We start from the raw sequence: 26,249 nt of genomic DNA on the forward strand, positions 1-26,249 counted from the left end.
AGAAAGTGCAATGATAAAAATATTAAAAGCATCTTTGATAAGTATCTTCATTGCACTTATTCCGTTAACGTCTTTTGCAGCAGCGCCGGATAGACAAAATGAATTTTTAGGTAAGCGCTGCAATACACCGCCCAAAGGCAGTGGCATTGTTGCTGGTTTTTTCCGTGGTTGGGAGCAAACACCATTTCAATATTACGGCTCTGGCTATATGCCAGTGGAACGCTATCGCTGTTTTCAAACTATGAATGAGTGTAAAACATGGCTTTTCACTATGAATTATTATTATAATGAAAAAACACCCGATGCATCAATGTGCACGCAGTTTTAAGCGCGTTTTCCGCAAAAAGTAAAACAACTTTTGGGTTAAATTGACACTCAAATATAAAGTTTCAAAAGAAGTCGCCGCTTCTATCCTCTTAAATAATCCAAAGGATGCAGCATGTCTAAAGACTATTATTATGGCCTTGGTGCTGTTTTCTTTGCGGCACTATTATGGGGTACAACAGGAACGGCTGCCGCCATGGCACCACAAGTTGGCCCTATTGCCATTGGCGCGGCTGCCATGGGGCTTGGCGGACTAATCCAAGCTTTTATGGCACGCAAAAAAATATCCACGCAACTATCTGCCCTCAAACGCCATTGGGTTTTATTATTAGCAGGGGGTATTTCGGTTTTGGTTTATCCGCTTGCTTTTTATGCTTCTATGCGGCTTGCCGGCGTCACTATTGGTACTGTTATTTCCATTGGTTCAGCCCCATTATGCTCGGTTATTATCGAGCGTGTTTTTGAAAAGCATCCGATTTCCATGCGCTGGCTCATTGGTATTAGCGTTGGCCTTGTTGGCATTATTTTACTTTGCCTTGCGACCCACCATGGCGCATCTACCCATAAACCCGATGAAAATGCATTGCTTGGTATTTTTTTAGGGCTCGTTGCTGGGCTTACCTATGCTGGCTATTCTTGGACATCCCGTCAGCTTATGCAAAAAGGCATTGCCTCATCGGCAGCTATGGGCGCAACCTTTGGGCTGGGTGGCCTTATGCTTATGCCAATACTTTTGGCAACTGGCGCACCTTTCCTGCTATCATGGCAAAATTTTTCGGTAGGGCTTTATATGGCTCTTATCCCAATGTTTTTAGGATATTTGTGTTTTGGCTATGGTCTTGCACGCATTAAAGCAAGCCTTGCCATTACCATTACGCTGATGGAACCAGTTGTTGCGGCATTTTTAGCAGTGCTTATTCTTGGGGAGCGTTTACCACTTATAGGCTGGCTTGGCGTATTACTGATCCTTGCATCATTGATTTTTGTAACCTTACCCAACAACCTATTTAATAAAAGACAAAAAGCACAATAGCTTAACTGAACATTCTTTGAGAAGTCATAAAAAATAGTTAAATCGCATCCACGCAATTGGTTTACATCCAACATGCTTTTTTAAATATAGGACGCGTAAAAAGGGTCAAGTTTAAACAAGCCGCACCGCAAATTATCAGTCCTTGCTTATTCTTCTTGTTCTTATAAAAATTCTTCATACCGTTTCATACGAATAAGTAAGTTCTGCCTTCAAATTTATCCTTTATTTCACTATTAATAACGGATAACATCTTAATGCCCTATGATAAACAAGTTGGAGACATAATGAGTAAGCAACAAGGTTATAAGATATTACGCCCGTTGTGGGTGCGCGTCCTTATTGTTATATTTTGTTTTGGTTGGGCTTTTTTTGAGTTTCATGGCAATGAAATCACTTGGGCTATTATATTTGTCTTGATGGGTGTTTATGGGTTTTGGTCTCTTATTTTAACTTATGATAGCGGTGCCAATAATGATGAGGGCAAAGGTTAGTTTTATGCAATTAATTAAAATTCTTGCAACTGCCTAATCAGCACAAATATCCTTTTTATTTTTACATTCCCAGTTTAAACAACTATTTTGCGTTGTGATTAGTGCTTTTAGCAAAGGTTATCTTACTCGTTTGTTAGAAGTGAATATGACCTAAGATTGATTTTTTAAATGTATTAATGCCAATCTTTTAAATAACTGCAATTTACAAGAGCCTATAAATAAACTGATTTGTAAATTGCATTTGAAATTTTCATTTATGAATTTGATTTGTAAATTGCATTTGTGAATTGCCGTTGTAAATTGCAGTGAAAACCAATTTTTCCACTGCATTATTATATCAATCCTTAATGCCTTTGCTAAAATGCAATAAAAATTCTATTTTTTAAAATTCATAAAAAATATTCTATATTTCCAATTAATTAACACCATATTCCAATATTTTAAGTGAAATTTATTACGAGATTTTTTGAAAAATCGCCGTTTTCTCACCACTTTCAAACCATAAAATTAAAGTTTATTGCATTTTTTATTTGAAGTGCAATTAAAATTGTAATACTCTCAAGTAAGGAGATTTTAGGGAGGCAAAAATGAAGACAGTCCGTTTGACGATGGCTCAGGCTCTCGTGCGTTATTTATGTAACCAATTTACAGAAGTTGACGGGGAGCGTGTACCACTTTTTCCAGGTGTTTTTGGTATATTTGGCCACGGAAATGTTACTTGTCTTGCAGAAGCCTTAGAGGAAGTACAAGATATTTTACCCACTTGGCGCGGTCAAAATGAACAATCTATGGCTCTTGCCGCCATTGGCTTTGCCAAAGCGAAAAAACGCCGTCAAATTATGGTTGCAACAAGTTCAATCGGCCCGGGCGCGTTAAATATGGTAACTGCTGCCGGTGTTGCCCATACTAATCGCCTGCCTATTTTACTGCTTGCTGGTGATACATTTGCCAATAGGCGTCCAGATCCTGTTATGCAACAAGTTGAGCATTATGGCAATCCAACAACAACGGTCAATGATGCGTTTAAAGCTGTTGTGCGCTATTGGGATCGCATTACCCATCCTGAACAGATTATTTCTTCAATGCAACAAGCTGTTGCCACTATGCTTGACCCAGCTGATTGCGGACCTGCTTTTATTGCCTTACCGCAAGATGTACAAGAATTAGCTTGGGATTACCCAGAAACATTCTTTGAATCCAAAACCCATTTAATTGGACGCGCGCGCGCAGATAGAGTGCAATTAGAACAAGCCATAAGCTTGATAAAATCAGCAAAAAAACCACTTATCATTGCGGGCGGCGGTGTGCGCTATTCTGGCGCTGAGAAAATTCTTGCGCAATTCGCCCTTGATCATAATATCCCATTATGCGAAACAATTGCGGGGAAAAGCTCAGTCATTCATAACCACCCTGCTCATATTGGGCCAATTGGTATTGTAGGCTCAACCTCGGCAAATAAACTTGCGGCTGAAGCTGATCTGATTATTGCCGTTGGTACACGTTTGATGGATTATACCACTGGTTCATGGACTGTATTCAAAGAAGACGCAAAAATCGTTGCAATTAATGCAGCACGGTTTGACGCAAAAAAACACCTTGCTCATGCGGTTATTGGTGATGCATTAGCTATAATGGAAGATCTTACCCCTGCCCTTGCTGATTATAAGGCTGACGCAAGCTGGATGGAGGAAGGGCGTCAACAATTTGCGCAATGGAATGCTGCACTTGATGAATATCAAAAGCCTTCAAATACTACGGCTCCAACTTATGCGCAGGTCATTGGCGTTATTAATGAAAAAGCCGATGAGCGTGATCTTGTTATTACTGCAGCAGGTGGCTTCCCCGGGGAAGCGGTTAAAAACTGGCGGGTAAAATCTGAGCATAGTTTTGATTGCGAATTCGGCTTTTCCTGCATGGGGTACGAAATACCCGCTGGTTGGGGCGCAGCCATGGCAGACCCAAGCCGCACCCCAATTGTAATGATTGGTGATGGCACCTATATGATGATGAATTCGGATATTTATTCCACCATTCTTACGGGTCATAAAATCATTCTTCTTGTGTGCGATAATGGTGGCTACGCGGTCATCAACCGTTTGCAAAACGCCAAAGGCGGCGCCTCATTTAATAATCTTATCAAAGACTGCAATATTGTCGATCAGGTCTATGTTGATTTTGCCCAACACGCGCAATCAATGGGCGCATTAACGCGGCGCGTTGAAAGCTTAACAGATCTTGCTGCTGCAATGGATTGGGCCAAAACAACGGACCGTACCACTGTCATTACAATGACGACCGACGCCTTCACTTGGACACCTGGCGATACTTGGTGGGATGTAGGCGTACCCGAAGTGTCAAACCGCCCTGAGGTGAATGAAGTTTATCAAGAGCAAGTGAAAGTAAGACAGACCAAGCAAAGAGTGGGCGTTTAAGCAATAAGCACGCATAATTGAATTAAACTTTTTATGTAGTTACGAATTATCCAAGCATCTAGAAAACCCCTTCGGCATTTGAGATTTAACTTAGCCACCTTGGGATTTCTTAAACTTATAAATTTGCAACTGGAGTTTTAACCTAAAGCTCTGGCAAGGCTAATTGCAACATTTTTTGGCTGTGTGCTTAATGGTCGAATAAATATTTAACTGGAGGAGTTGTGACAATGTCAGACCTTTTAAATGGATCAACATTACTACGAGGTAAAATAGCTGTAATTACTGGTGGCACACAAGGGCTAGGTGCTGCAACAGCAAAGACCTTTGCTAATCATGGCATAAAAGGCATTATTATTTGCGGACGCAACAGTCAAAAAGGCAATGCACAAGCACAACTCTTAGCCCAACAGAATATTGATGTTGAATTTGTTGAAGCTGATTTGCAACAAGTAGAAGATTGCCGCAAAGTTATTAATGCTGCGGACAAGCGTTTTGGCCGTTTGGATATTTTGGTCAATGCAGCAGGCCTTACCGATCGCGGTACTATTCTTAATACGGAGCCAGAAACCTTTGATGCGCTATTTGCAGTCAATATAAAAGCACCCTTTTACCTTATACAAGAAGCTGCAAAAATCTTTATGCGTGAAAATATCGAAGGTTCAATTATTAATATTTCATCCATGTCCTCAATGGCTGGGCAATCATTTATATCAGCTTATTGTGCATCAAAAGGTGCTCTCGATACCTTGACGCGCAATGTTGCCTTTTCGCTTTTACGCAACAAAATTCGTGTCAATGCCCTCAATATTGGCTGGATGGCAAGCGACGGCGAACATCGTATCCAAACGCAATATCACGGTGCAGCCGAAAACTGGCTTGAGGAGGCAGCAAAAGGTCTTCCTTTTGGAAGATTACTTGCTCCAGAAGAAGTTGCCAATGCCATTTTATTTTTAGCATCTGAACAATCCGGTCTAATGACTGGTGCATGCGTTAATTTTGATCAATCCATTTGGGGGGCTTACGATCAAGCACCTTTTCCTAATGAGCCAGCAAGCCTTTAACGCACTATTTATAAGCTGATAATTAAAAAGGAACCATGATGAAAAAAATACTTCTTACCATTTTGTGCTCAATTGGCTTGAGCTGTTCAGCCCAAGCAGAAACGATTGGTATCAGCATGGCGCGCCTTGATGAAAATTTTCAAGCAATTTTGTTCAAGAAAATGAATGAAGACGTTGCAAAAAAGCCAGAAATCACCCTTCGTAGCGAAGACGCACAAGGCGATATTTCACGCCAGCAAAGCCAAATTGAAAATCTAATTGCATCAGGTGTCGATGGACTTGTTGTCATGCTCATTGATGCAGATTCAGGTGCGGCCATTTCAAAAATGGCTGAAAATTCCAATATACCACTTATCTTCATTAACAATGCCCCCACAAATGTTGACCAATTGCCAAAGGGGCAGGCTTATGTTGGATCCAATGAAGTGGAAGCAGGACTTTTACAAGCTGATTTTCTTTGTAAGACCTTTAAAGGTGAAGGTCGTGCAGTGGTATTACAAGGCTTATTAGGAACAGCTGGACAACGGGGACGTGTAAAAGGCTTTCACGATGGCTTAGCTAAAGAAGGTTGTGATCGCATTAAAATTGTTGAAGAACAAACAGCCAATTGGTCGCGCACAACCGCAATGGATTTAATGAGCAACTGGCTTTCAGCTGGATTTAAATTCAACATTGTCGTTGCGAATAATGACGAAATGGCAATTGGCGCAATACAAGCTATGAAAGCAGCTGGCGCAACACTTGATGATGTTGTTATTCTTGGGGTAGATGGAACAGCCGATGGCTTAAGCTCAATTACCGCAGGCGATTTAACCGCTACTATGTTCCAAAATGCAAAGGCACAAGCAGACCAATCAATAGAAGCCGTACAAAAACTCATCAAAGGGGAAGATGTCGCGCAGAAAATTTATATTCCCTTTGAACTGATCACCAAGGAAAATATTCAATCCTATCTTAATCGCAATTAAAATACTTAGCAAAACACCAAGCGCCACGAATGTCGTGAAAATAGGCAAACCTAAAAAAGGACGTTTCATTTTTCCAACCTTTAGGTCTTAAGGAAGCATTTAAACTGGATGCAAAAAATCAAACCCATAGCAAGAAGGTGAAAATAAATCTTTGGTGGGCAACCTTTAGAAGAAACCTGCTCTAAGGGAAAAATTCGAGCCTAGCAAATTAATACTAAGCTCCAGATTATCTAGTTTTTTACACTTTAGCAATTGGGATGGTTTTTATAAAACCTTTCTTGTGCGCAAGACAAAGCAAATACGTTTTTTAAATAGTTTTATCAGTCATGGGGATGAACTGAGAAACACTTAAGCGGAGGAAACAATGAAAAAATTACTATTTGCATTACTATGCTCAATCGGTATGACAGCTTCAGCGCAAGCAGAAACAATCGGCATCAGCATGTCCTTATTTGACGACAATTTCTTAACAATATTGCGTAAAAAAATGATGTCCCATATAGGAACAAAAGATGGTGTAAAAGCACGTGCTGAGGATGCGCAAGGAGACATTTCCCGCCAACAAAGCCAGATTGAAAATTTCATCGCATCGGGCGTTGATGGTATAATTGTTCAGCTTGTAGATGCAGATTCAGGTGTAGCCATTTCCAAAACTGCCCAACGCGCTGGTGTACCACTTATTTTTGTTAATCAGTTACCTACTGGAATAGAAAACCTTCCAAAAGGTCAAGCTTACGTTGGATCTGATGAGATTCAAGCAGGACTATTGCAAGCTGATTTTATTTGTAAAACCCTTAAGGGCAAAGGTAATGTGGTTGTCATACAAGGAGGGCTCGGCACAAACGGCCAGCGTGGGCGCACAAAAGGCGTCCATGAAGGCTTTACCAAAGAAGGTTGCAAAGGTATTAAAATAATTGAAGAGCAATCCGCCAATTGGTTTCGCATGAATGCGCTTGATTTAATGACCAACTGGCTTTCAGCAGGCTTTAAATTTGATGCAGTTGCTTCCAATAATGATGAAATGGCACTTGGTGCAATTCAGGCAATGAAAGCTGCTAGTATTTTCATGGACAAGGTAATTGTAGCTGGTGTTGACGGCACACCAGACGCTTTAGCTGCTATTAAAGCGGGTGATTTAGATGCAAGCGTTTTTCAAAATGCCGAAGGTCAAGGCATACAAGCAGTTGATGCAATATTAAAGCTCGTTAACGGCGAAAATGTAGATAAAATTATCAATATTCCATTTGAACCGATAACCAAAGAAAACTTCAAAGAATATATCAACAGAAATTAATGTAAAAATGCAAAATCGATAATTATTTACTTGGGAGGGTTAAATGAAGATAGATTTACGAACTTTACTGCTTTCAGCATTATTTCTTTCACTAGCTTTGTGTAATCTAGCCAAAGCACAAGAGAAAACACAAAAAACAACACTGGCAAAACCGCAGACTATTGGCATAAGTGTTTCGGTTTTTGACGATAATTTCGTTACTATTTTGCGTAAAAAAATGGCTGTCCATATCGCAACTTTAAATGACGTCAGCAGCCGATTGGAAGATGCACAAGGTGACATTTTACGCCAACAAAGCCAGATTGAAAATTTAATCGCCTCTGGTGTGGATGGCCTAATAATATTATTGGTTGATGCAGACTCTGGTGTTGCAATTTCAAATATAGTCCAACAATCGGGCATTCCAGCTGTTTATATTAATAATGCTCCGACAAATGTCGAACAATTGCCCAAAGGACAAGCTTTTGTAGGCTTTAAGGAAATTGAAGCTGGGCGATTACAAGCTGACTTTATTTGTAGCACATTAAAAGGCAAAGGCAAAGCCGTCGTACTGCAGGGGCTTCTTGGCTCTAGTGTACAAAGAGAGCGGACAAAAGGAATTCATCAAGGCCTAGCCAAAGACGAGTGTAAAGGCATTGAAATCGTTGAAGAACAAACGGCTAATTGGTTCCGTACCAATGCCTTAGATCTTGTTACCAATTGGTTAACTGCTGGTTTTGAATTTGATGCGGTTTTCGGTGAAAATGATGAAATGGCACTTGGTGCAATTCAAGCGTTGAAATCCGCGGGAATATCTCTTGATAAAATGGTTGTCACTGGCGTTGATGGAACTCCAGATGCTTTGGCCGCTATCAAATCAGGTGATCTTGACATCACTATTTTTCAAAATGCTGAACAGCAAGCAAGCCAAGCAATAGATAATCTTCAGCTATTGATACAAGGCCAAGATATAGATCGTCAAATCTACATCCCTTTTGAAACAATAACCGCCGACAATGTCGATGAATATGCAAATCGCAATTAGTGGAAAGGATGCCGCCCTTATTTTAGGGAACAAAAATGTCAAATTAGCAATGTGATGTAGAAAAACCATTAAAACTGGAGGAGAAAAATATGAAAAGATTATTAGCAGCACTTATTTGTTCCGTTGGCTTTTGTATTTCTGCACAAGCGCAAACAATTGGCATGAGCTTTTCGCTATTTGATGATAATTTCATTACTATTTTACGTAAAAAAATTGAAGCTTATGTTGCCACTAAGGATGGCCTTAAAGCCCGTACAGAAGATGCGCAAGGCGACATTTCACGTCAGCAAAGCCAAATTGAAAATTTCATGGCGTCAAATGTTGACGGTTTGATGGTTTTACTCGTTGATGCAGATTCAGGTATTGCTGTTTCAAGAACCGCCCAAAATGCAGGCGTGCCACTCGTTTTCCTAAATAATGCACCAACCAATGTTGACCAATTACCCAAGGGACAATCCTTTGTTGGCTCTGATGAGGTGGAAGCAGGACTTCTGCAGGCGGAATATGTTTGCAAGGTACTAAATGGCAAAGGGAATGTTGTCATATTACAAGGACTACTTGGCACAACAGGACAACGTGGCCGCACCAAAGGTGTCCATGACGGATTTGCAAAAGAGGGCTGTAAAGATATTAAAATTGTTGAAGAGCAATCAGCCAATTGGTTTAGAACCAACGCAATGGATCTCATGACCAATTGGTTATCAGCCGGTTTTCAGTTTGATGCTGTATTAGCCAATAATGACGAGATGGCGCTTGGTGCCATTCAAGCTATGAAGGCGGCAGGCATGTCGATGGATAAAGTAGTTGTTGTTGGAGTTGACGGCACACCCGACGGCCTAGCAGCAATACGGGCTGGTGACTTGGATGCAACGATTTTTCAAAACACCGAAGCGCAAGGCCATGCTGCTGTTGACGCAATGATTGATCTTGTCAATGGTAAAGAATTGCCTCAAGCAATTTATGTCCCTTTTGAGCCAATTACTAAGGAAAACCTTGAATCCTATGCTAATCGCAATTGAAGCAACGGTACTAGAATTATTTGTATTGCCGCTTCAAAGTTTACCTAGAAAGAAGCCAAGAACACTATCACTTTAGGGAAGATATTTCATTCTCGGTGGGCATTTTCAAAAATAAAACTCACTCAAAATAAAGCGTTTTTTTGTTTTAGCCTTAATAAAAAACGCCTCAAAAATAGATGCTGTGGAATATCGGTTTTATTTTTCAATATTCCACCCGACCAGAAATAAGGGAGGTATGACATGGTTGTAAGTCCAGTTACCATATCTGCATTACGACATGTTGGCATTAAGGCCAATGCTGAATATTTGCTCGTTGCAGAAAATATACGAAAAGAGTTTCCTGGAGTTGTAGCTTTGGACAACGTCCAGTTTAAACTAAAGGCGGGCAGTGTTCATGCGCTTATGGGCGAAAATGGCGCTGGCAAATCCACATTGATGAAAATTTTAGCTGGAATTTATCGCCCAGACCAAGGCACCGTTAAATTCAAAGGCGTTCCTATCCGTCTTGAATCGCCGTTAGATGCCTTGGAAAATGGAATTGCCATGATCCATCAGGAATTGGCACTCATGCCTTATATGACCGTTGCTGAAAATATCTGGATAAGACGTGAGCCTGTCAACATGTTTGGTCTTGTAAACCATCGCCAAATGTATCAGCAAACAGCTGCTTTGTTTGAACAATTGCATATTGATATATCCCCCTCAGTTGAAATACGCCATTTAACTGTCGCTGAAAAGCAAATGGTTGAGATTGCCAAAGCCATTTCCTATAATTCTGACGTTCTTATTATGGATGAGCCAACGTCAGCACTTACCGACCGCGAAGTGGAGCATTTATTCCAGATTATCAACCGCCAGAAAGCAAATGGTGTCGGAATTGTTTATATCACCCATAAGATGGATGAACTTTACCAAATTGCCGATGAATTTTCAATTTTCCGCGACGGTCATTATATTTCAACCCATGCTGCAAAAGATGTTTCGCGTGATGAAATCATTCAAATGATGGTAGGGCGCGAAATAAGCCAAATGTTTCCAAAAGCGGAAGTAGATATTGGTGATGTTATCTTTTCGGTTAAGGATCTTTGTCTTGAGGGTGCATTTTCAAACGTATCTTTTGACGTTCGTGCAGGAGAAATTCTTGGTGTTGCCGGCCTTGTTGGCTCTGGCCGATCAAATGTGGCTGAAACTATATTTGGCGTAACTCCTGCAACATCTGGCGAAATTCTTATTAAAAATGAAGCCGTCACGATTAAAGATCCCAATGACGCTATTGGTCATCAAATGGCATTCCTGACCGAAGACCGCAAGGAAACGGGCTGTTTTTTATTGCTTGATGTTCTTGAAAACATGCAAATGGCGGTTATCAACCATAAATACGTCAAGCAAGGTTTTGTCCAAGAAGGCACCTTAAGCAAACTATGTGACGAAATGCGGCAAAAACTGCGTATTAAAACCCCTGGTTTGAATGAACGCATTGAAAACCTGTCAGGTGGCAACCAACAAAAAGTCTTGATTGGTCGATGGCTATTGACCAATCCTGACATATTGATCCTCGATGAACCAACCAGAGGTATTGATGTTGGCGCCAAGGCTGAAATTTACAAACTTATTGGCGAACTCGCCCAACGCGGCGTTGCTGTTATCATGATTTCTTCTGAGCTGCCAGAAGTATTGGGTATTAGTGACCGCATCATGGTTATGCATCAGGGCAAAGTCACTGGCTTTTTAGATCGCGCTGAAGCAACACAAGTTGCAGTCATGAATTTGGCAGCTCTTTAGGACATAAGGGGAAAAAAATGAATACAAAACATAATACGGCATCAGCACCCAATCAAACCGCCAAGAAAAAAATACACCTTCCACCGGAAGTTGGCATTTTTTTCGTTTTAATTGGTATTGCGCTTGCCTATGAAGCAATGGGCTGGTTATTGGTCGATCAAAGTTTTTTGTGGAATGCTGCACGCCTCAAGATCATGATCCTACAGGTTTCAGTTATCGGCATTATCTCTATTGGTGTGACACAAGTCATTATAACAGGCGGCATTGACTTATCGTCTGGTTCAGTGGTTGCCATGTCTGCAATGATTGCCGCTTGCTTTGCGCAATCTTCCAGTTGGGCATCTGCGCTTTATCCCCAGTTTACCGATTTGCCAGCCTTTATTCCTATTTTGATAGGGGTTCTAATCGGGCTTATAGCAGGACTAATTAACGGTGCCTTGATTGCCTTTACCAAAATACCACCCTTTATTGCAACTCTTGGTATGATGGTATCCGCACGCGGTGTTGCCAAATGGATTACAAAAGGCCAACCAGTTTCAGGCTTTACCGAGCAATTTAGTTTTATCGGTAGCGGTTGGTGGCCAGTTGTTATTTTTCTCGTGCTTGCTGTCGTTTTTCATATTGTTTTACGTTATACACGCTATGGTAAATATACTTATGCAATCGGTGCTAATGTCCAAGCTGCACGCGTATCAGGTATTAATGTTGATCGTCACTTAATTAAAGTCTATGCAATTGCAGGTGCTCTTGCCGGTCTTGCTGGCGTTATCACGGCATCGCGTGCGCTTACCGCGCAATCTGCTATGGGGTTAAGCTATGAGCTTGATGCGATTGCCGCTGCTGTTATTGGCGGTACATCGCTTTCAGGTGGTGTTGGCCGTATTCCTGGTACGGTCATCGGCACTCTTATTTTAGGTGTGATGCTTTCAGGCTTCACATTTTTGCGCCTTGATGCCTATTATCAGGAAATCGTCAAGGGCGTCATCGTTGTTGTAGCGGTTATCATTGACGTTTATCGTCAAAAGCGCAAAAAAAGAAGTTAATAATCATAAATAAAATTTCCTCCCAAATAAATTAAGCCCTTCTTTGCAAGGGCTTTTTTTTAACCAAAAAAGTAGCAAGCCAATGGACTTTAATATTTAAAGCCCGTACACAATTATTGTGTTATTCAAAGTGCTAATTTATTGTAATATATTTAAATTATTGATATATTTGATGAGATTACAATCATTCTATAGTCGCTATTCGCTTTAAAAAATACGCTTTATTAAAACTCTAAGTGCGTGATACGAATGAATTGACAATCAATTTGTTAATGACGCATAAAACAATTGAAGCAGGTTAAATACTGATATGGCTCGAGTTAAGAAAGATACAGCGCTCCCTCAACATTTATCCACTTATGAAGGCTTTGTTAATAGCGTTACCGATGAATACCCTAAAATGAGCCCACGCTTCCAGCAAGTTGCGCGTTTTTTATTGCAAAATCCTAATATTATTGCGATGCAGTCTATTAACTCCTTAGCTGAGCAATGTGGAACACATCCTTCCATCATTGTACGCTTTGCCCAATCATTTGGCTATAGCGGCTTTAAACAGCTACAAACCATATTTCAAGCTTGGCTTTCTTCCGCTACTCCAGGCTATCATCAACGCATCAATGCATTACAAGACGATTTAAAATCCAATGCTAATGAAGGCAATGTGGGATTTTTAAAGCAGCTGGTTGCACGTGATATTAGCGCATTAGAGACTTTGGTTGATATGGTTAGCGAAGATATGTTGCAACAATCGGCAATGATTTTAAGCAATTGCGATACAATCTATATTGCTGGCCATATGCGATCAGATCCTATTGCAAGATTCTTTCGCTATGTTTTATCTATGCTCAAAAAGAAAGTAACTCTTCTTGATCCAGCCGGTGGTCTTGCCCTAGAAATGGCACGCATTATGGGGCCTAATGATGCCTTTATTGCTATATCTTTCCGTCATTATGCTAAAGAAGTCGTTGCTATTTCTGATATTGCGCACGAAAATAAGACGCCAAGCATTATTATTACCGACAGCCAGTTGTCACCGCTCGCCAAAAATGCAAGCGTATTATATACTATTCCAGAGGATGAATATTCTTTTTCGCGTTCGCTAGCTGCTCCTATGAGCCTTAGCCTATCGATCTGTATCGCGCTAGCCGCGAAACTGCAAGAGGGCGAAATGGAAGATGGCAAGCCGCTTATTCCCATGTCAAAAGTCAACCAGAGCTAAAGCTTATCTATAAAATATGGGTCAATCCATCATAAATGAGCTTAAGTGACACAATAAATAACGCCCATTGTACAATCTGGAAGAATAGTTTTTCAGGCAATAATTTTGCGGCCTTCCACCCCGTATAGATACCTGCAAAAGCTATTGGTAATAAGAAAATTGCATATTTTATATTTTCAAATCCCATTTGCCCCAAGGCAATATAAGGAATAATTTTAGAAAAATTAATCGCTGCAAATACAAAAGTGGTTGTTCCGGCAAAAATTTCCGGTGCCATTTTTTGGGGTAAAGTATAGACTTGATAAGGTGGCGCGCCAGAATGTGAAACAAAGCTGGTTAGGCCTGTCAATATGCCCCAAAATATGCCGCGCGGTATATTGGCAGGTTTTGGCGCAAGATTTTTGGGTTTTAACACCAAATAAATACAAAAGATAAAGCCAATTACACCAATAAATAACTTCATCCAATCTTCTGATAGATAGGATGCTGTCGCCCAGCCAAACATTGCGCCGGCAATGCCTGATGGTATCAAAATTTTGAGATTACGAGCACTAAACACGTGCCGATAAAGATAGAGAGCCATAATATCGCTTAAAACAAAAATAGGAAGTGTGAGGCTTGCGGCCTGCATAGTTGGCATGGCCAAAGCCATAAGCGGAACGGCCAACATACCAAAATTTGCAAATCCCCCTTTAGAAAGGCCGATAAAATAGGCGGCAAGCACTGCACTAATGATTAATAATGTCATAGCTCTACCTCAATCAAGTAAATGGGTTAACATGAGAACCAGCACCCCAATATTCATGTGTATCACGTCGTTACCCGAATATTATTTCGCGTAGCAAAAGAAATGCTTGCTCTTTTAATTAATGATTTTTGCCCCTAAATTACCATATTGACCCAGTTTTTTATTTGGTTGGATCTAACCGCCGTTTCAATAAAAGCCATACCACGCAGACCATCTGATAATTGTGGGCATTGTATCAAATCTTCTGGCAATGGCTTATTATTGCGGCGCGCGTCAATAGCAATGGCAAATTCAGTATAAAGATTAGCCCATGCATCGCTTAATGCTTCAGGATGGCCGCGAGGCATTCTAACCAAGCGTTTTGCTTCTTCTAAAATACCGCCACTATAACCACGACTATAGATTTGCACTGGCTGGTCAACTGGTTTAAAATGCAGATATTCAGGATTTTCTTGTTGCCATTCAAGCCCTGCCTTACTTCCAAAAACACGAATATTCAGGCCACATTGTGCTCCAGCGGCTACTTGCGACACCATTAAGGTTCCGGGAATATTATCTTCAAATTGTAAATGCATAAAAGCTGTATCTTCAACGCGTTTGGGTTGGCCTGTTATATAAAAACAAGCATTTAGCGCATTAAGCTTTTTGCCACTGACAAATTCTGCTAGATGAAATGCATGGGTACCAATATCACCAACGGTAAAAACACCATTCGATGCCTCTGGATCTAAGCGCCACGCCGAAAAATCTGGCACATCAATCGCCCATTCTTGAAAATATTCGACATGAATTTGACGAATTTCGCCTAGCATATTTTGTTTGATCATAGCTTTGGCTTGCCTCACCATAGCATGACCACAATAAGTATAGGTAACCCCAAAAAATACCTTATGCTTTTGTTGCAACTCCATTAAAGCTTGAGCTTCGGCAAGGGTAATAGTTACCGGTTTATCACAAATAACATCAATACCCGCTTCAATAAAAGCTTTTGCCATTGGAAAATGCATGGCATTGGGGGTAACAATAACCACGGCTTCAATACCGTCCTCCCTTCCGGCTTCCTCTAAAGCCATTTGTTGATAATCGCTATAGATGCGATCTGATGCCAAATACCACTCACGCCCAGATTCTTGAGCCTTTTGCGGTTTTGATGACAGTGCACCAGCGACAATATCCCAACGATTTGATAATCTTGCACCATTGGCGTGAACCGCACCAATAAACGCTCCCTGTCCGCCCCCAACAAAGCCGAGCCTTAAACGCCGTTCCATTGGTGCGAAAGGTAATTTTACCAATCTATCCATAATGCCCCCCCTTTATTCTAAAATTATCCACTTCATTTTGTGCTACATAATCATTTTTTGAATATGTATTGGGCTGGTGCTCATTTATTGATAATCAAGAACTAACCAATAACGGATGAAAACTTATTCACCACAAGATTTGGATTTAATTGACCGTCAAAATAATCCAAAATATTCTTTGCTGCCGCCTTTGCCATGCGGCATGCTGTTTCCTCACTAAGGCCAGCATTATGAGGCGTTAATATAACTCGCTTATTGGCAAGAAGTGGATTATCGACATGGGGTGGCTCATCATTCAATACATCAAGTGCTGCAGCGGTTAAATGGCCGCAATTAAGGCTTTTTACCAATGCTTGCTCATCAATAAGACTGCCACGTGCAGTATTTACCAAAATGGCCCCTTTTTTTATGACCGCGAGTTCATTAGCTCCAATAAGCGGTACTTTGCTATTTGAGGGAATATGCAGGGTCACAATATCGGCTTGCCGTAAACCACCATCCAAAGTTGCAACTGGCTCGCATTGATACTGCCTTATATCGGCTTCATCTACAAATGTATCAAAAACCACGACGCGCATTGATAATGCATTGGCAATTTGTGCAACACGTTTACCAATACGTCCAAAACCTATAATCAGCAGGGTTTTTCCATCAACCTCACTGGCATCTAGACTATTGCGATAGTTCCAATCACCATGACGAATTTTATCGTCAAACAAAACAATGCGACGCGCAGCTGCAAGAATGAGCGTAATTGCATGCTCTGCTACAGAGCGTGAATTAACATCGCCAACTATTGTAAGCGGAATGTTTCGCTTATTTAAGGCATCAATATCAACGGCATCGTAACCAACACCATGGCGCGAAACAATTTCAAGATTTTTTGCTTTATCAATATAGCTTGCTGGCAAAGCCTGCGTTCTAATCAGCAAGGCATGCGCATCTTCAATAAACGGCAACATGCTTTGGGTCGAAACTTCCGTAACATATTGAATATTGAGGCCCGTCGCTTCTTGCAACAAAGCTAAACCATCGGGGTGAATACTACCAGCAACAAGAACATTTTTCATATCAATACCCACTCTTACTGCTTGTTGCTTTTTGCTCCGTATTTCCATCAATCAATGAACGAAATTTATGAATAGAGGCCGATGCAGCACCAGCTAGAAGCCGGACATCATTGGATACAGTCACAAGATCAAATCCCCATTCGACAACTTTGGCTGCATAATCTGGCGTACCATTGTGCAAACAAGCACGCTTGCCATATTTATGAGCAATGGTCATAATATGCTTGATGGCATCAACCAATTCTGGCTCTTCACGATCAAAACCAGTGCGATATTTACGCCCGGTTAGACCAAGCGTTAAATCTGCGGGACCAATATAAACACCGTCTACGCCATCAACCGAAACAATTTCTTCAAGATTATCAAAAGCCTCTTGTGTTTCAATCATTGCAAGGCAGACAACCTCGCTATCGGCATATTTGGCATAATCATCACCAAGAGCAAATAAAGCCCGGGTTGGGCCAAAACTCCTTACCCCATGCGGTGGGTAGCGCATGTAAGACACCAATTGCTCTGCTTGCGCACGATTATTAATCATCGGGCAGATAATGCCATAGGCGCCAGCATCTAAAGCCTTCATTATATCGGCTGGATCAAGCCATGGAACACGTATCATCAACGTTGCTTCACTGCCTCGCATCGCTTGCAACATCAATAAAGACTGATCATAACCAATTGCACCATGCTGCATATCAATTGTTAAACTATCATAGCCCTGCCCCGCCATAATTTCAGCGGCAAAGGGTGATGCAATTGAAAGCCAGCCATTTAATACTGGCCTATTATCCTGCCATAGCGCACGTAGTTTATTTTTAATCATTGGCTAAACCTCCCTTGCCGCTTAATCATCTTTCATTTGCTTTATATTCTTGCCAATATTAAACAGTGCAAACAGCTGCTTACCCGTGCAGCTACCCGAAACGGCAAAATGAGAACATAAATTAAAATATCTAAACGCAAATTTGCGCCAATTTAACATTGCAATATTCTAAAATTGCCTCTATTCCACCTTCACGTCCCATACCACTGCTTTTAATGCCTCCAAAAGGTGCTTCTGCTGCGGCAAGTGCAAAGCTATTTACCCCAACCATACCAGCTTCCAAACCAGCTATAAATTTACGCATACGCGCTGCATTATTGGTAAAAACATAGGCAGATAAGCCCATTTGACTAGCATTTGCAGCAGCCAAAACCTCATCCTCATCATCAAATGGCAAAATAGGTGCAATAGGGCCAAAACTTTCCTCTTTAACCGCGATAGCATTAGCACCCATACCAGTTAACACCGTAGGTTCAAAAAAATAGCCCTTATCAAATTGTTCCGGCCGCTTACCACCTGCTTCAATGCTACCACCCTTTGCTATCGCATCTTGCACAATTGCAGCCATCTCCTCTCGGCGCTGGGCATTGATAAGCGGCCCCATGGTGGTTTCACTATCCAAGCCATTGCCAAGTTTGATTTTTTTAACGCGTGCAACAAAACCTTGCACAAAAGCTTTGAAAATGGCACGCTCGACATAAATACGATTAGGCGTAACACATACCTGACCGGCATTTGCAAATTTTGTTGCAACAGCAAGATCTAATGTTTTTTCAATATCACAATCACCAAAGACAATAAGCGGAGCATTGCCACCAAGCTCCATACTGGTGCGCTTTAAGGTTTTAGCACTATCCACAATCATCTGCTGGCCAATGCGTGTTGAACCAGTAAGAGATATCTTCCGCACGCGATAATCATCCATAATTGGCTGATAAGTATTTGGCGTATTGCCTATTACAAGATTAACAACACCTTTTGGTAAGTTCGCCTCTTTTAAACAATCAAAAAGTATCATGGCAACACCCGGCACGCTGTTAGAGGGACGAGCTATTAAACTACAGCCAGCCGCTAAGGCTGGCGCTATTTTGCGAGCCAACAACACAGCAGGAAAATTCCATGCAGTAAAAATACCAACGACACCCACTGGCTCGTGAGATATTTCAAAACGTCCACCATCAACACGGCTTTCAACTAAGCGGCCATAAATGCGACGCGCTTCTTCAGCCGCCCAGCGAAATTGGTCAACTGAAAGTTCCCATTCGCGCTTAGCTTGCGCCAAGGGCTTACCCGATTCAAGCGTCATTTGGTGCGCCGCTTCATCCGTTCGCAATCGCATAATATCAGCTATTTTATGCAAATAATCGGCACGCACCCAAGAAGATAGGTTACTCCAAGCACTAAAAGCATCAACAGCCGCAGTAATCGCCCTTTTAGTATCGGATGCATTTGCCAAAGTTATGTACCCTAAATGCTGTTGATTGGCCGGATTAATCACCTCTAATTGAGCACCGCTGGATGCCATCTGCCATTGTCCATCAATAAAAAGTCCAAAGCGTGCATACATTTCATTTCCTATCAACCGTCATGTTTCCTTTAACCAAAGCTTTTATTTAAAAACTTTGGTTGCAAGAATTTATTGAGGTGGTATTTTAAAACTGTTCTTTTTAAAATTCTTCAATGGTATAGCCAGCCTTTTGAAGCGCTATACTAAGATCATCATAACCAATTTGAGCCATTTTTGCAGGTGGTGCCTTATCTGGATCTTGCTCGGCCTCGACAATAAACCACCCTTCATAGCCAACATCAGCAAGGGTCTGCACAACTTTGATAAAATCAATATTTCCATCACCAGGCACTGTAAAAGCACCCAATAAAACAGCATCAAGAAAAGACTGTTTTGACCAATCAAGGCTGTTAATCACTGGCATGCGCAAATCCTTGGCATGGAAATGAATGATACGCGACCCGTGATTTTTAATTGTGCGATAAATATCGCCACCGGCAAATTGCATATGGCCAGTATCATAAAGCAAGCCAACGGCCTCGCCCGTATGTTTCATAAGAAGATCAAGATCATGCTCGCTTTCAATCGCCGTCCCCATATGATGGTGAAAACCCAATGGAACTCCATGATCGGCACAAAATTCAGCAAATTTGGTTAAACGCCGACCATAGACCTTAATTTCGTCCTCATTTAAAACACGGCGTGTATTGAGCGGCGCATTGCGTTTATTTTGAATGGTGCCAGAGGTTTCACCATAAGCAAGACATGCAGCGCCCAATGTACGAAATAGTTCAAGCTGTTCTATAACTTTGTCTTTTTCAGCAGCAAGGTCATCACTTGCATCAAGCACTGTGCCAGAATACCAACCAGAAGCGAGTGATAAGCCATATTTATCAAGTTCAGGTTTTAATGCAGCTGCCGTTTTAGGAAACTTGCCTCCAGTTTCAACTCCTTTAAAACCCGCTTCAGCACTTTCTTCTAAACATGTATCTAGCGTTGTTTGACCGCCAAGCTCTGGTAAATCATCATTGGACCAAGCGATCGGAGCAATTCCTAAGCGTGCTTTCATTTTAACTTCCTTTGTAGAACAATTGGAACAATCGGCCTCTAATGCCCATGTTTTATCTAGTTGAACGAAACTTCTAAGTTAAAGCTTGCGGATCTCGCCGGTACGTGCGGATTCATAAATGGCTTCGACAGTTTTTTGCACCATATAGCCCTCACGAAAATCAGCATGACCCGTTTTTTCACCAGCAATAGCCAATATTAAATCCCGCGCTTCAATGGTTTTAAGGTCGTTAAATCCAATTTGGTGGCCGCCAGCGATGCAAAATGCACCATAGGGATCATGTTCGGGACCTGCAAAAATTTTCCGATAGCCTTGAAGATTTTTGGCATCCTTATTGCTGAATAAATGCAACTCGTTAAAACGCTCTTGTGTGAATAATAGCCCACCTTTAGAGCCATAAATTTCAAAATCATGTTGCATTTCTCGCCCTGTCGCAATCCAGTTTGCTTCAATGCTTCCCACAGCACCATTAGCAAAAACCAAATTTGCTCGAGAAATATCATCAACCTCAACCGCTTTCATTTGCGATGGGTTTTGAATGTCGGGACGCTGCTTTATTAATGTATGAGTTTCGCCCTTAACGCTTGCAATATCACCTAGCAAATAACGGGCAGTTTCTAAAATATGGGAGCCAATATCAGCTAAAGCGCCACCGCCGCCGCGTGGGTCAAGCCGCCAAGTCCAAGGCGAATTTTCATCATACATATAATCTTCAGCATGCACACCACGAAAAGAGCGCACTTCGCCAATTTCACCACTTGCAATAATGTCACGAGCAAGCTTCATCATCGGATTTTTAATGTAGTTAAATCCAACGCCTGTTTGCACGCCCGCTTTTTCAGCAGCCAATGTCATTTCAAGACAATCACTTGCGGTAGGTGCTAAGGGCTTTTCACAATAGACATGTTTGCCAGCCTTTATCGCCGCTAGTGACATTTCCTTATGAAATGTATTGGGCGATGTCACCGAAATAAGATTGATCGTTTTGTCGCTAATAAGATCCTGCCAATTTGCAGTAGCACTTGCAAAACCAAATTGCTTGGCTGCCTTTGTTGCCAAATCCAAATTGACATCGGCAAGGCATTGTAGCGTTACATTCATCGGTAGTTGAAAAACGCGCGGTGCGCTGTTAAATGCAAAAGCATGGGCTCGTCCCATAAAACCTGAGCCTATAAGGCCAACAGAAATATCCATTTTTCCCTCAAATCCTTATATTATGTAAATTTGCCATAAGTATGGTTTTAGCCATAAACAGCTTTTAATAAGCCACTTTTACAATGCGCTGCTCTTGTACTGATTTTACCGCCGCTTCAGCCAAGGCAAGTGCCTTTTCACCATCGGTAAAAGTTACTTCTGGTGGCGTTTTATCAATTGCATGTTGGACAAAAGAATTAAGCCCACCAGGATAGGCTTCATGATAGCGATCAATAAAAAAATCGAGAAATGGTGAAGCGGCCTCTGTTTCAAGCTTGTTATAACGGCGAACATGATTTTTCGGCACATTTTCGCAAATTAACATGCCGCTACTGCCCTGCAACTCTACTCGCTGGTCATAGCCATAAGCCGCCGCACGCGAATTATTAATATGACATTGCTTGCCACTTGCAGTGCGTAAAATGACCATGACATTATCAAAATCATGACATTCTTCACCAATAGCTTTATCAATAAGCACGCTGCCAAGCGCAAAAACTTCCACCGGATCCTCTTGTAAAAAATAGCGCGCTAAATCGAAATCATGAATTGTCATATCACGAAAAATGCCGCCGGAACTTTTAATATAATCATAAGGCGGCGGCGCAAAAGCGTCACGTGTCGTGATAATCACCTGCTGCACTTCGCCAACTTCACCATTGAGCATTGCTCTATGAGCGCCTTGAATGGTTGGATCAAAGCGACGTTGAAAACCAATATGAATAAAATCCGCCTTATCACCAATACGCGCACGGGTTTGTTTTACACGCTCAAGGGAAAGATCAATCGGCTTTTCACAAAATATCGCTTTGCCAGCCTTTACCGCAAGTTCAATAAAATCGGCATGGGTCGGCGTAGATGTTGCAATGAGAACACCATCCGCCGCCGCGATCGCTTCCTCAACACTGGTGGCACAAAGGCAATTATATTTTTTAGCCAAAGCTTCAGCTGCTGGCTTATAATTATCAAAAACTGCCGCTAGCTCACATTTATCAGAACGATGAATGGTGTCAGCATGCATTTTGCCAATACGACCACATCCCAATAGGGCCATTGTAAACATTTCTTCCTCCAAGATGATGCAACAATTTACGAGTTACGCGTATTTCTTATGAGAACTTCCATTTGCTTTTGTAAGTGGTGGATAATTGCCACCACTTCGATAAAATTAGCCATTGTAATAGCCGCGCCGGTTTTGGCACTCATATTACTTTTATAATAGCTGCTGTGATAAGCTAAAAAACGCTTAGTAATTTACACTGACAAAACGCTTTTCTTTTAACGAGATGATTGCTGCTTCAGCTAAAGCAAGTGCCTTTTGACCATCAATAAAATTGACTTCCGGCGCAGTTTTATCGATCGCTGATTGAATAAAAGATTTTAGACTTGCAGCATAAGCCTGATGATACCGCTCGATGTAAAAATCAAGCAAGGGCGGTGCAGCTTGCGTTTCTGTTTTATTAAAACGGCGCAAATTATTCGGTGTTAAATTATCGGAAATAACCATGCCTTTGGTGCCAAAAAGCTCGACACGCTGATCATAACCATAACTTGCAGCACGGCAATTATTAATGTGGCATTGTTTGCCGCTAGCGGTACGCATAATAATCATGATTGTATCTTGATCTTGACAATCACCAATTGCCTTATCAACCAGCACACTGCCGGTCGCAAAAACTTCTACGGGATCTTCACCCAACATATAACGAGCAAGATCAAAATCATGGATGGTCATGTCGCGGAAAATACCGCCTGAAATCTTTACATAATCAATCGGTGGAGGACCAGGATCACGCGATGAAATAATAACTTGCTGCAGTTCACCTATATCGCCATTTTGCAACGCAATACGAGCAGCACGATGTCCCGGGTCAAACCGACGATTAAAGCCAATTTGCACCATTTCAGCTCTATCGCCGATGGCGGCCTGTGCGCTCCTAACGCGCTCAATCGATAAATCAATTGGCTTTTCACAAAATACCGCTTTACCTGCCTTTACAGCCAATTCGATCAAATCGGCATGGGTAGGCGTTGATGTTGCAATCAAAACGCCATCCGCGGCAGCAATGGCTTCCTCCACCGTTGGCGCACAAAGGCAGCCATATTTATCGGCTAATTCTTGTGCAGCCGGTTGATAAACATCATAGACGGCTGCAAGCGTGCCAACACCAGAACTATTAATAATATTGGCATGCATTTTGCCAATACGGCCGCAGCCAAGTAATGCCATTTTAAACATGAGTTCCTCCCAGAATTTTCCCCAATTCCGATAAAATGCAATATTTATTGCAATATTTATAAAAATGCAAAAAAAGATGAAAGTCAAGTACTGTGACGCAGAAATTGAAAATATTCTTGAAACTGCGCCTAGACAAAATCGCATTAAAATTTTAGAAAAATACCATGAACAATGACAGGTTGAAAACCTTTAAACTTCATATTAAATGATCAGTAAAGCGACTTATGAGTTTTTATTTTCTTGCATTATCTATACCCTTATAGACCTACAAAAGCATAAAATAATCACAACTGATGCTGCCGAATCAATTGGCTTTTTTCCCAAGCATAAAATGTTCATACGTTCAAAAACCAAGAACAGAACAATTTCTAATATTACAGAAAATGCACTTTTTTACACTAATCTTGAATCGTTGATTGGTGAAAAATGTCTATTAGAAAACCTCAATAAAGATCAAAAAAAACTACAAAAACTATTAAAATCTCTTATTGAAGAAGACCAAAAATATGCACACATCCATCATAAAAGCCTTATCGAATTTAGAGATGCAATAAAATAGGCTTTAGCAATGGTATTATAGGTATCATGACAAGTTAAAAAAGATTAGTATTTTCCATTGGAAGAGCACATCAAAGAGCTTGATACCTTTATTAAAGCTATGAAGCTTGAATAACCGTTTCTAATTAACGACAAGGATTTGTTTGATTGCTACAGCATTAATTTTGACTATCGCTGTGGCACGATCACCTATTGCGATTGGCATAGCCTAATGCATAGCTTTTCAAGCGATGATACAGTGGAGTTAATTAACCAACATGTGCATTTGATAAAAGAACATAAAAGTGGTTGATTATGATTGCCGATCACGCAATGTACCAACAGCAACAGCTAAGGTCAGCAATAAGGCCATCGTAGCTGAAAGGCTTCTAAAGGCACCAAAATCAATCTCGGTGACAGGTAAAACAACCGCATTTTTATGGGCTTTGTGCTGCAAAGGAGCATCAGTGATGATAACCAGCTGCGCGCCTTTTTCCACCGCTCTTTTTTCCATTGCTAATGTCACCTCGCTAAAGGGTGAAAATGTAATAACCACAACGACATCATCTTTGGTAATGGTTGCAAAATTATCAAGTTCACCCGTCAAATGATGCATGATAGAACCAACACCAATCATATCCAGCGCATAAGCCAAATAGGCTGCCGCCGCATAAGAGCGTTTTAGGCCAATAATATGAACAATCCGCGCATTAGCTATGTGCTGTGTTGCCACTTCAAGCATATTTGCATCAATCGAATAGGTAAGGTTTTCAAGCGAGCGGCGTGAAGCCTCACTAAATTCTGCCAATAATCTTTGCGGTGTTTCAATATCCCTTTGCCGCAAATCTTCAAGACGTGTTTTATAGTCTGGCCAATTAGGAGTAAAATGACTTCGATAAAGCTTTTGTAAGTCTGAAAAGCCCTTAAAGCCAAAATATTGACAAAAGCGCATAACTGCTGATGGTTGCACATTCGCAGCCTTTGCAATGTCAGCAATAGTTGCAACCGCAATCCGATCAAGATGCGCGGCAAAAAACTCGGCACATTGTTGCAAACGCTTTGGCATTGCATGGGATTGCGACACCAATCTTTCCTCAAATTCTTGCGTTGTTAGCGGCGGCAAAACATGATTATCCATCTAGTAAGCTTTATAAAATATCAATATTAAAAACATCATAATGTGATTGCCTTATAGCGCAAGCGAAAACAAGCTCTATAAGGCAAATTTACCTATTTTGTTAGCAGCCACTCGTGTTCCTTAGCATTATGGAATTTCCAAGTCCGGCGTGGGCCTGCCATAACATTAAGATAATATAAATCATAGCCATAGCAGGTGGCGCATGGATGATAGCCTTTTGGCACAAGGCTAACATCGCCATCTTCTAAAACCATGACTTCATCAAGCGAACGATCATCGGTATAAACGCGTTGAAACGCAAAGCCTTGCGGTGGATTTATGCGATGGTAATAGGTTTCTTCCAAAGCACTTTCATGGGGTAAATTATCTTGGTCATGTTTATGGGGGGGATAGGATGAGGTATTGCCACCAGGCGTAATGACCTCTACCACCAACAAAGACTCCGCTGGTTCATTTTCTGGCAAGATGTTGGTGACATGACGCACATTGGCACCTTTACCACGTATTTCTTGCGATAACTGCCCCTCATTGATGATATGCGGTACATAAAGCCCACCTTTTGCTGGTGCACTGCAAACAGCAAGCTCCATTTCACTCAACGCTTCAACGCGATAAGTTGAGCCACAAGGCACGTAAAAAGCAGCAGGCAACCCTTCAAATACATTCATTCGCTTGCCCAGCTGACCATAATCTTTACCATCACAAAACACCCGTCCTATGCCCGTAATGAAGACAAGGCAAATTTCTCGTCCATCGGCCTTTTCTTCAACATCCTTACCGATTTTCAACCGGTGAAGATCAAAGCCAACATATGTCCAACCAGCGCTTTTTGGCGTTACATGCGTGATACGTCCATAGTCACCTTTTGGCTTTATCAATAATTTTGACATCGTAACCTCCCCTATAAAATGCTTACTTGAATAAATCTTACTG

The 26,249-nt window shown here is 41.3% G+C and carries 24 protein-coding genes; 13 read left to right on the plus strand and 11 right to left on the minus strand.

Features of this window, described 5'->3' with window-relative positions:
* The first annotated feature begins 10 nt into the window (after nt 1–10).
* The 12 genes from N5852_RS09850 to N5852_RS09905 all read left to right on the plus strand — a co-directional run bounded on the left by N5852_RS09850 (nt 11) and on the right by N5852_RS09905 (nt 13,690).
* A complete protein-coding gene (locus N5852_RS09850) occupies nt 11–328 on the plus strand; it encodes a hypothetical protein (protein ID WP_262097624.1) in 318 nt (105 codons plus the stop codon).
* 111 nt (nt 329–439) lie between these two features.
* Nucleotides 440–1,357, plus strand: coding sequence for a DMT family transporter (locus N5852_RS09855; RefSeq protein ID WP_262097625.1), 918 nt, complete (start codon nt 440–442; stop codon nt 1,355–1,357).
* A gap of 284 nt (nt 1,358–1,641) precedes the next feature.
* Nucleotides 1,642–1,848 (plus strand): DUF3329 domain-containing protein, encoded by a 207-nt coding sequence (locus N5852_RS09860; RefSeq protein WP_262097626.1) that lies wholly within the window; start codon nt 1,642–1,644, stop codon nt 1,846–1,848.
* A 587-nt stretch (nt 1,849–2,435) separates the two neighbouring features.
* Complete coding sequence (gene iolD, locus N5852_RS09865; RefSeq protein ID WP_262097627.1) at nt 2,436–4,280, plus strand: 3D-(3,5/4)-trihydroxycyclohexane-1,2-dione acylhydrolase (decyclizing); 1,845 nt, start codon at nt 2,436–2,438, stop codon at nt 4,278–4,280.
* A 227-nt stretch (nt 4,281–4,507) separates the two neighbouring features.
* Nucleotides 4,508–5,341 carry an SDR family oxidoreductase gene (locus N5852_RS09870; RefSeq protein WP_262097628.1) on the plus strand — a complete coding sequence of 278 codons (834 nt, stop codon included), beginning with the start codon at nt 4,508–4,510 and terminating at the stop codon, nt 5,339–5,341.
* A 38-nt stretch (nt 5,342–5,379) separates the two neighbouring features.
* Nucleotides 5,380–6,309 (plus strand): substrate-binding domain-containing protein, encoded by a 930-nt coding sequence (locus tag N5852_RS09875; protein ID WP_262097629.1) that lies wholly within the window; start codon nt 5,380–5,382, stop codon nt 6,307–6,309.
* Between the two features lie 364 nt (nt 6,310–6,673).
* Nucleotides 6,674–7,603: a sugar ABC transporter substrate-binding protein gene (locus N5852_RS09880; RefSeq protein WP_262097630.1), complete on the plus strand. Its 930-nt coding sequence runs from the start codon at nt 6,674–6,676 to the stop codon at nt 7,601–7,603.
* A 43-nt stretch (nt 7,604–7,646) separates the two neighbouring features.
* Nucleotides 7,647–8,627, plus strand: coding sequence for a substrate-binding domain-containing protein (locus N5852_RS09885; RefSeq protein ID WP_262097631.1), 981 nt, complete (start codon nt 7,647–7,649; stop codon nt 8,625–8,627).
* A gap of 89 nt (nt 8,628–8,716) precedes the next feature.
* Complete coding sequence (locus N5852_RS09890; protein ID WP_262097632.1) at nt 8,717–9,646, plus strand: substrate-binding domain-containing protein; 930 nt, start codon at nt 8,717–8,719, stop codon at nt 9,644–9,646.
* A 240-nt stretch (nt 9,647–9,886) separates the two neighbouring features.
* On the plus strand, nt 9,887–11,428 hold the full coding sequence (locus N5852_RS09895) for a sugar ABC transporter ATP-binding protein (protein WP_262097633.1): 1,542 nt from the start codon (nt 9,887–9,889) through the stop codon (nt 11,426–11,428).
* A gap of 17 nt (nt 11,429–11,445) precedes the next feature.
* A complete protein-coding gene (locus N5852_RS09900; RefSeq protein ID WP_262097634.1) occupies nt 11,446–12,471 on the plus strand; it encodes an ABC transporter permease in 1,026 nt (341 codons plus the stop codon).
* A gap of 310 nt (nt 12,472–12,781) precedes the next feature.
* On the plus strand, nt 12,782–13,690 hold the full coding sequence (locus N5852_RS09905; protein ID WP_262097635.1) for a MurR/RpiR family transcriptional regulator: 909 nt from the start codon (nt 12,782–12,784) through the stop codon (nt 13,688–13,690).
* 7 nt (nt 13,691–13,697) lie between these two features.
* Here N5852_RS09905 and N5852_RS09910 read toward each other — a convergent pair whose 3' ends face one another.
* From N5852_RS09910 to iolG (N5852_RS09950), 9 genes are all read right to left on the minus strand, one after another.
* The gene (locus tag N5852_RS09910; protein ID WP_262097636.1) at nt 13,698–14,438 is read right to left on the minus strand and encodes a sulfite exporter TauE/SafE family protein; all 741 of its coding nucleotides are present in this window, start codon (nt 14,436–14,438) and stop codon (nt 13,698–13,700) included.
* Between the two features lie 134 nt (nt 14,439–14,572).
* A complete protein-coding gene (locus N5852_RS09915; protein WP_262097637.1) occupies nt 14,573–15,742 on the minus strand; it encodes a Gfo/Idh/MocA family protein in 1,170 nt (389 codons plus the stop codon).
* A gap of 101 nt (nt 15,743–15,843) precedes the next feature.
* Nucleotides 15,844–16,812: a hydroxyacid dehydrogenase gene (locus N5852_RS09920; RefSeq protein ID WP_262097638.1), complete on the minus strand. Its 969-nt coding sequence runs from the start codon at nt 16,810–16,812 to the stop codon at nt 15,844–15,846.
* Nucleotide 16,813: 1 nt separating this feature from the next.
* Entirely contained in the window at nt 16,814–17,632 is an 819-nt protein-coding gene (locus tag N5852_RS09925) for an HpcH/HpaI aldolase family protein (RefSeq protein WP_262097639.1), read from the minus strand.
* Nucleotides 17,633–17,762: 130 nt separating this feature from the next.
* On the minus strand, nt 17,763–19,199 hold the full coding sequence (locus N5852_RS09930; protein WP_262097640.1) for an NAD-dependent succinate-semialdehyde dehydrogenase: 1,437 nt from the start codon (nt 19,197–19,199) through the stop codon (nt 17,763–17,765).
* A 100-nt stretch (nt 19,200–19,299) separates the two neighbouring features.
* A complete protein-coding gene (gene iolE / locus N5852_RS09935) occupies nt 19,300–20,208 on the minus strand; it encodes a myo-inosose-2 dehydratase (protein ID WP_262097641.1) in 909 nt (302 codons plus the stop codon).
* 78 nt (nt 20,209–20,286) lie between these two features.
* Entirely contained in the window at nt 20,287–21,402 is a 1,116-nt protein-coding gene (locus N5852_RS09940) for a Gfo/Idh/MocA family protein (RefSeq protein ID WP_262097642.1), read from the minus strand.
* A 64-nt stretch (nt 21,403–21,466) separates the two neighbouring features.
* Nucleotides 21,467–22,465, minus strand: a complete 999-nt coding sequence (gene iolG / locus N5852_RS09945; RefSeq protein ID WP_262097643.1) for an inositol 2-dehydrogenase — start codon at nt 22,463–22,465, stop codon at nt 21,467–21,469.
* A 183-nt stretch (nt 22,466–22,648) separates the two neighbouring features.
* Nucleotides 22,649–23,641, minus strand: a complete 993-nt coding sequence (iolG, locus tag N5852_RS09950; RefSeq protein WP_262097644.1) for an inositol 2-dehydrogenase — start codon at nt 23,639–23,641, stop codon at nt 22,649–22,651.
* Nucleotides 23,642–23,846: 205 nt separating this feature from the next.
* Between iolG (N5852_RS09950) and N5852_RS09955 the strand changes: the two genes are divergently transcribed.
* Nucleotides 23,847–24,200, plus strand: a complete 354-nt coding sequence (locus tag N5852_RS09955; RefSeq protein WP_262097645.1) for a hypothetical protein — start codon at nt 23,847–23,849, stop codon at nt 24,198–24,200.
* Nucleotides 24,201–24,491: 291 nt separating this feature from the next.
* Here the strand turns inward: N5852_RS09955 and N5852_RS09960 are convergent, their stop codons facing one another.
* Together N5852_RS09960 and iolB are read right to left on the minus strand one after the other, a co-directional pair.
* A complete protein-coding gene (locus tag N5852_RS09960) occupies nt 24,492–25,316 on the minus strand; it encodes a MurR/RpiR family transcriptional regulator (RefSeq protein ID WP_262097646.1) in 825 nt (274 codons plus the stop codon).
* A gap of 92 nt (nt 25,317–25,408) precedes the next feature.
* Nucleotides 25,409–26,206 (minus strand): 5-deoxy-glucuronate isomerase, encoded by a 798-nt coding sequence (gene iolB, locus N5852_RS09965; RefSeq protein ID WP_262097647.1) that lies wholly within the window; start codon nt 26,204–26,206, stop codon nt 25,409–25,411.
* Nucleotides 26,207–26,249: the final 43 nt, after the last annotated feature.

It is taken from the genome of Bartonella sp. HY328, from assembly GCF_025449335.1.
Lineage (GTDB): Bacteria > Pseudomonadota > Alphaproteobacteria > Rhizobiales > Rhizobiaceae > HY038.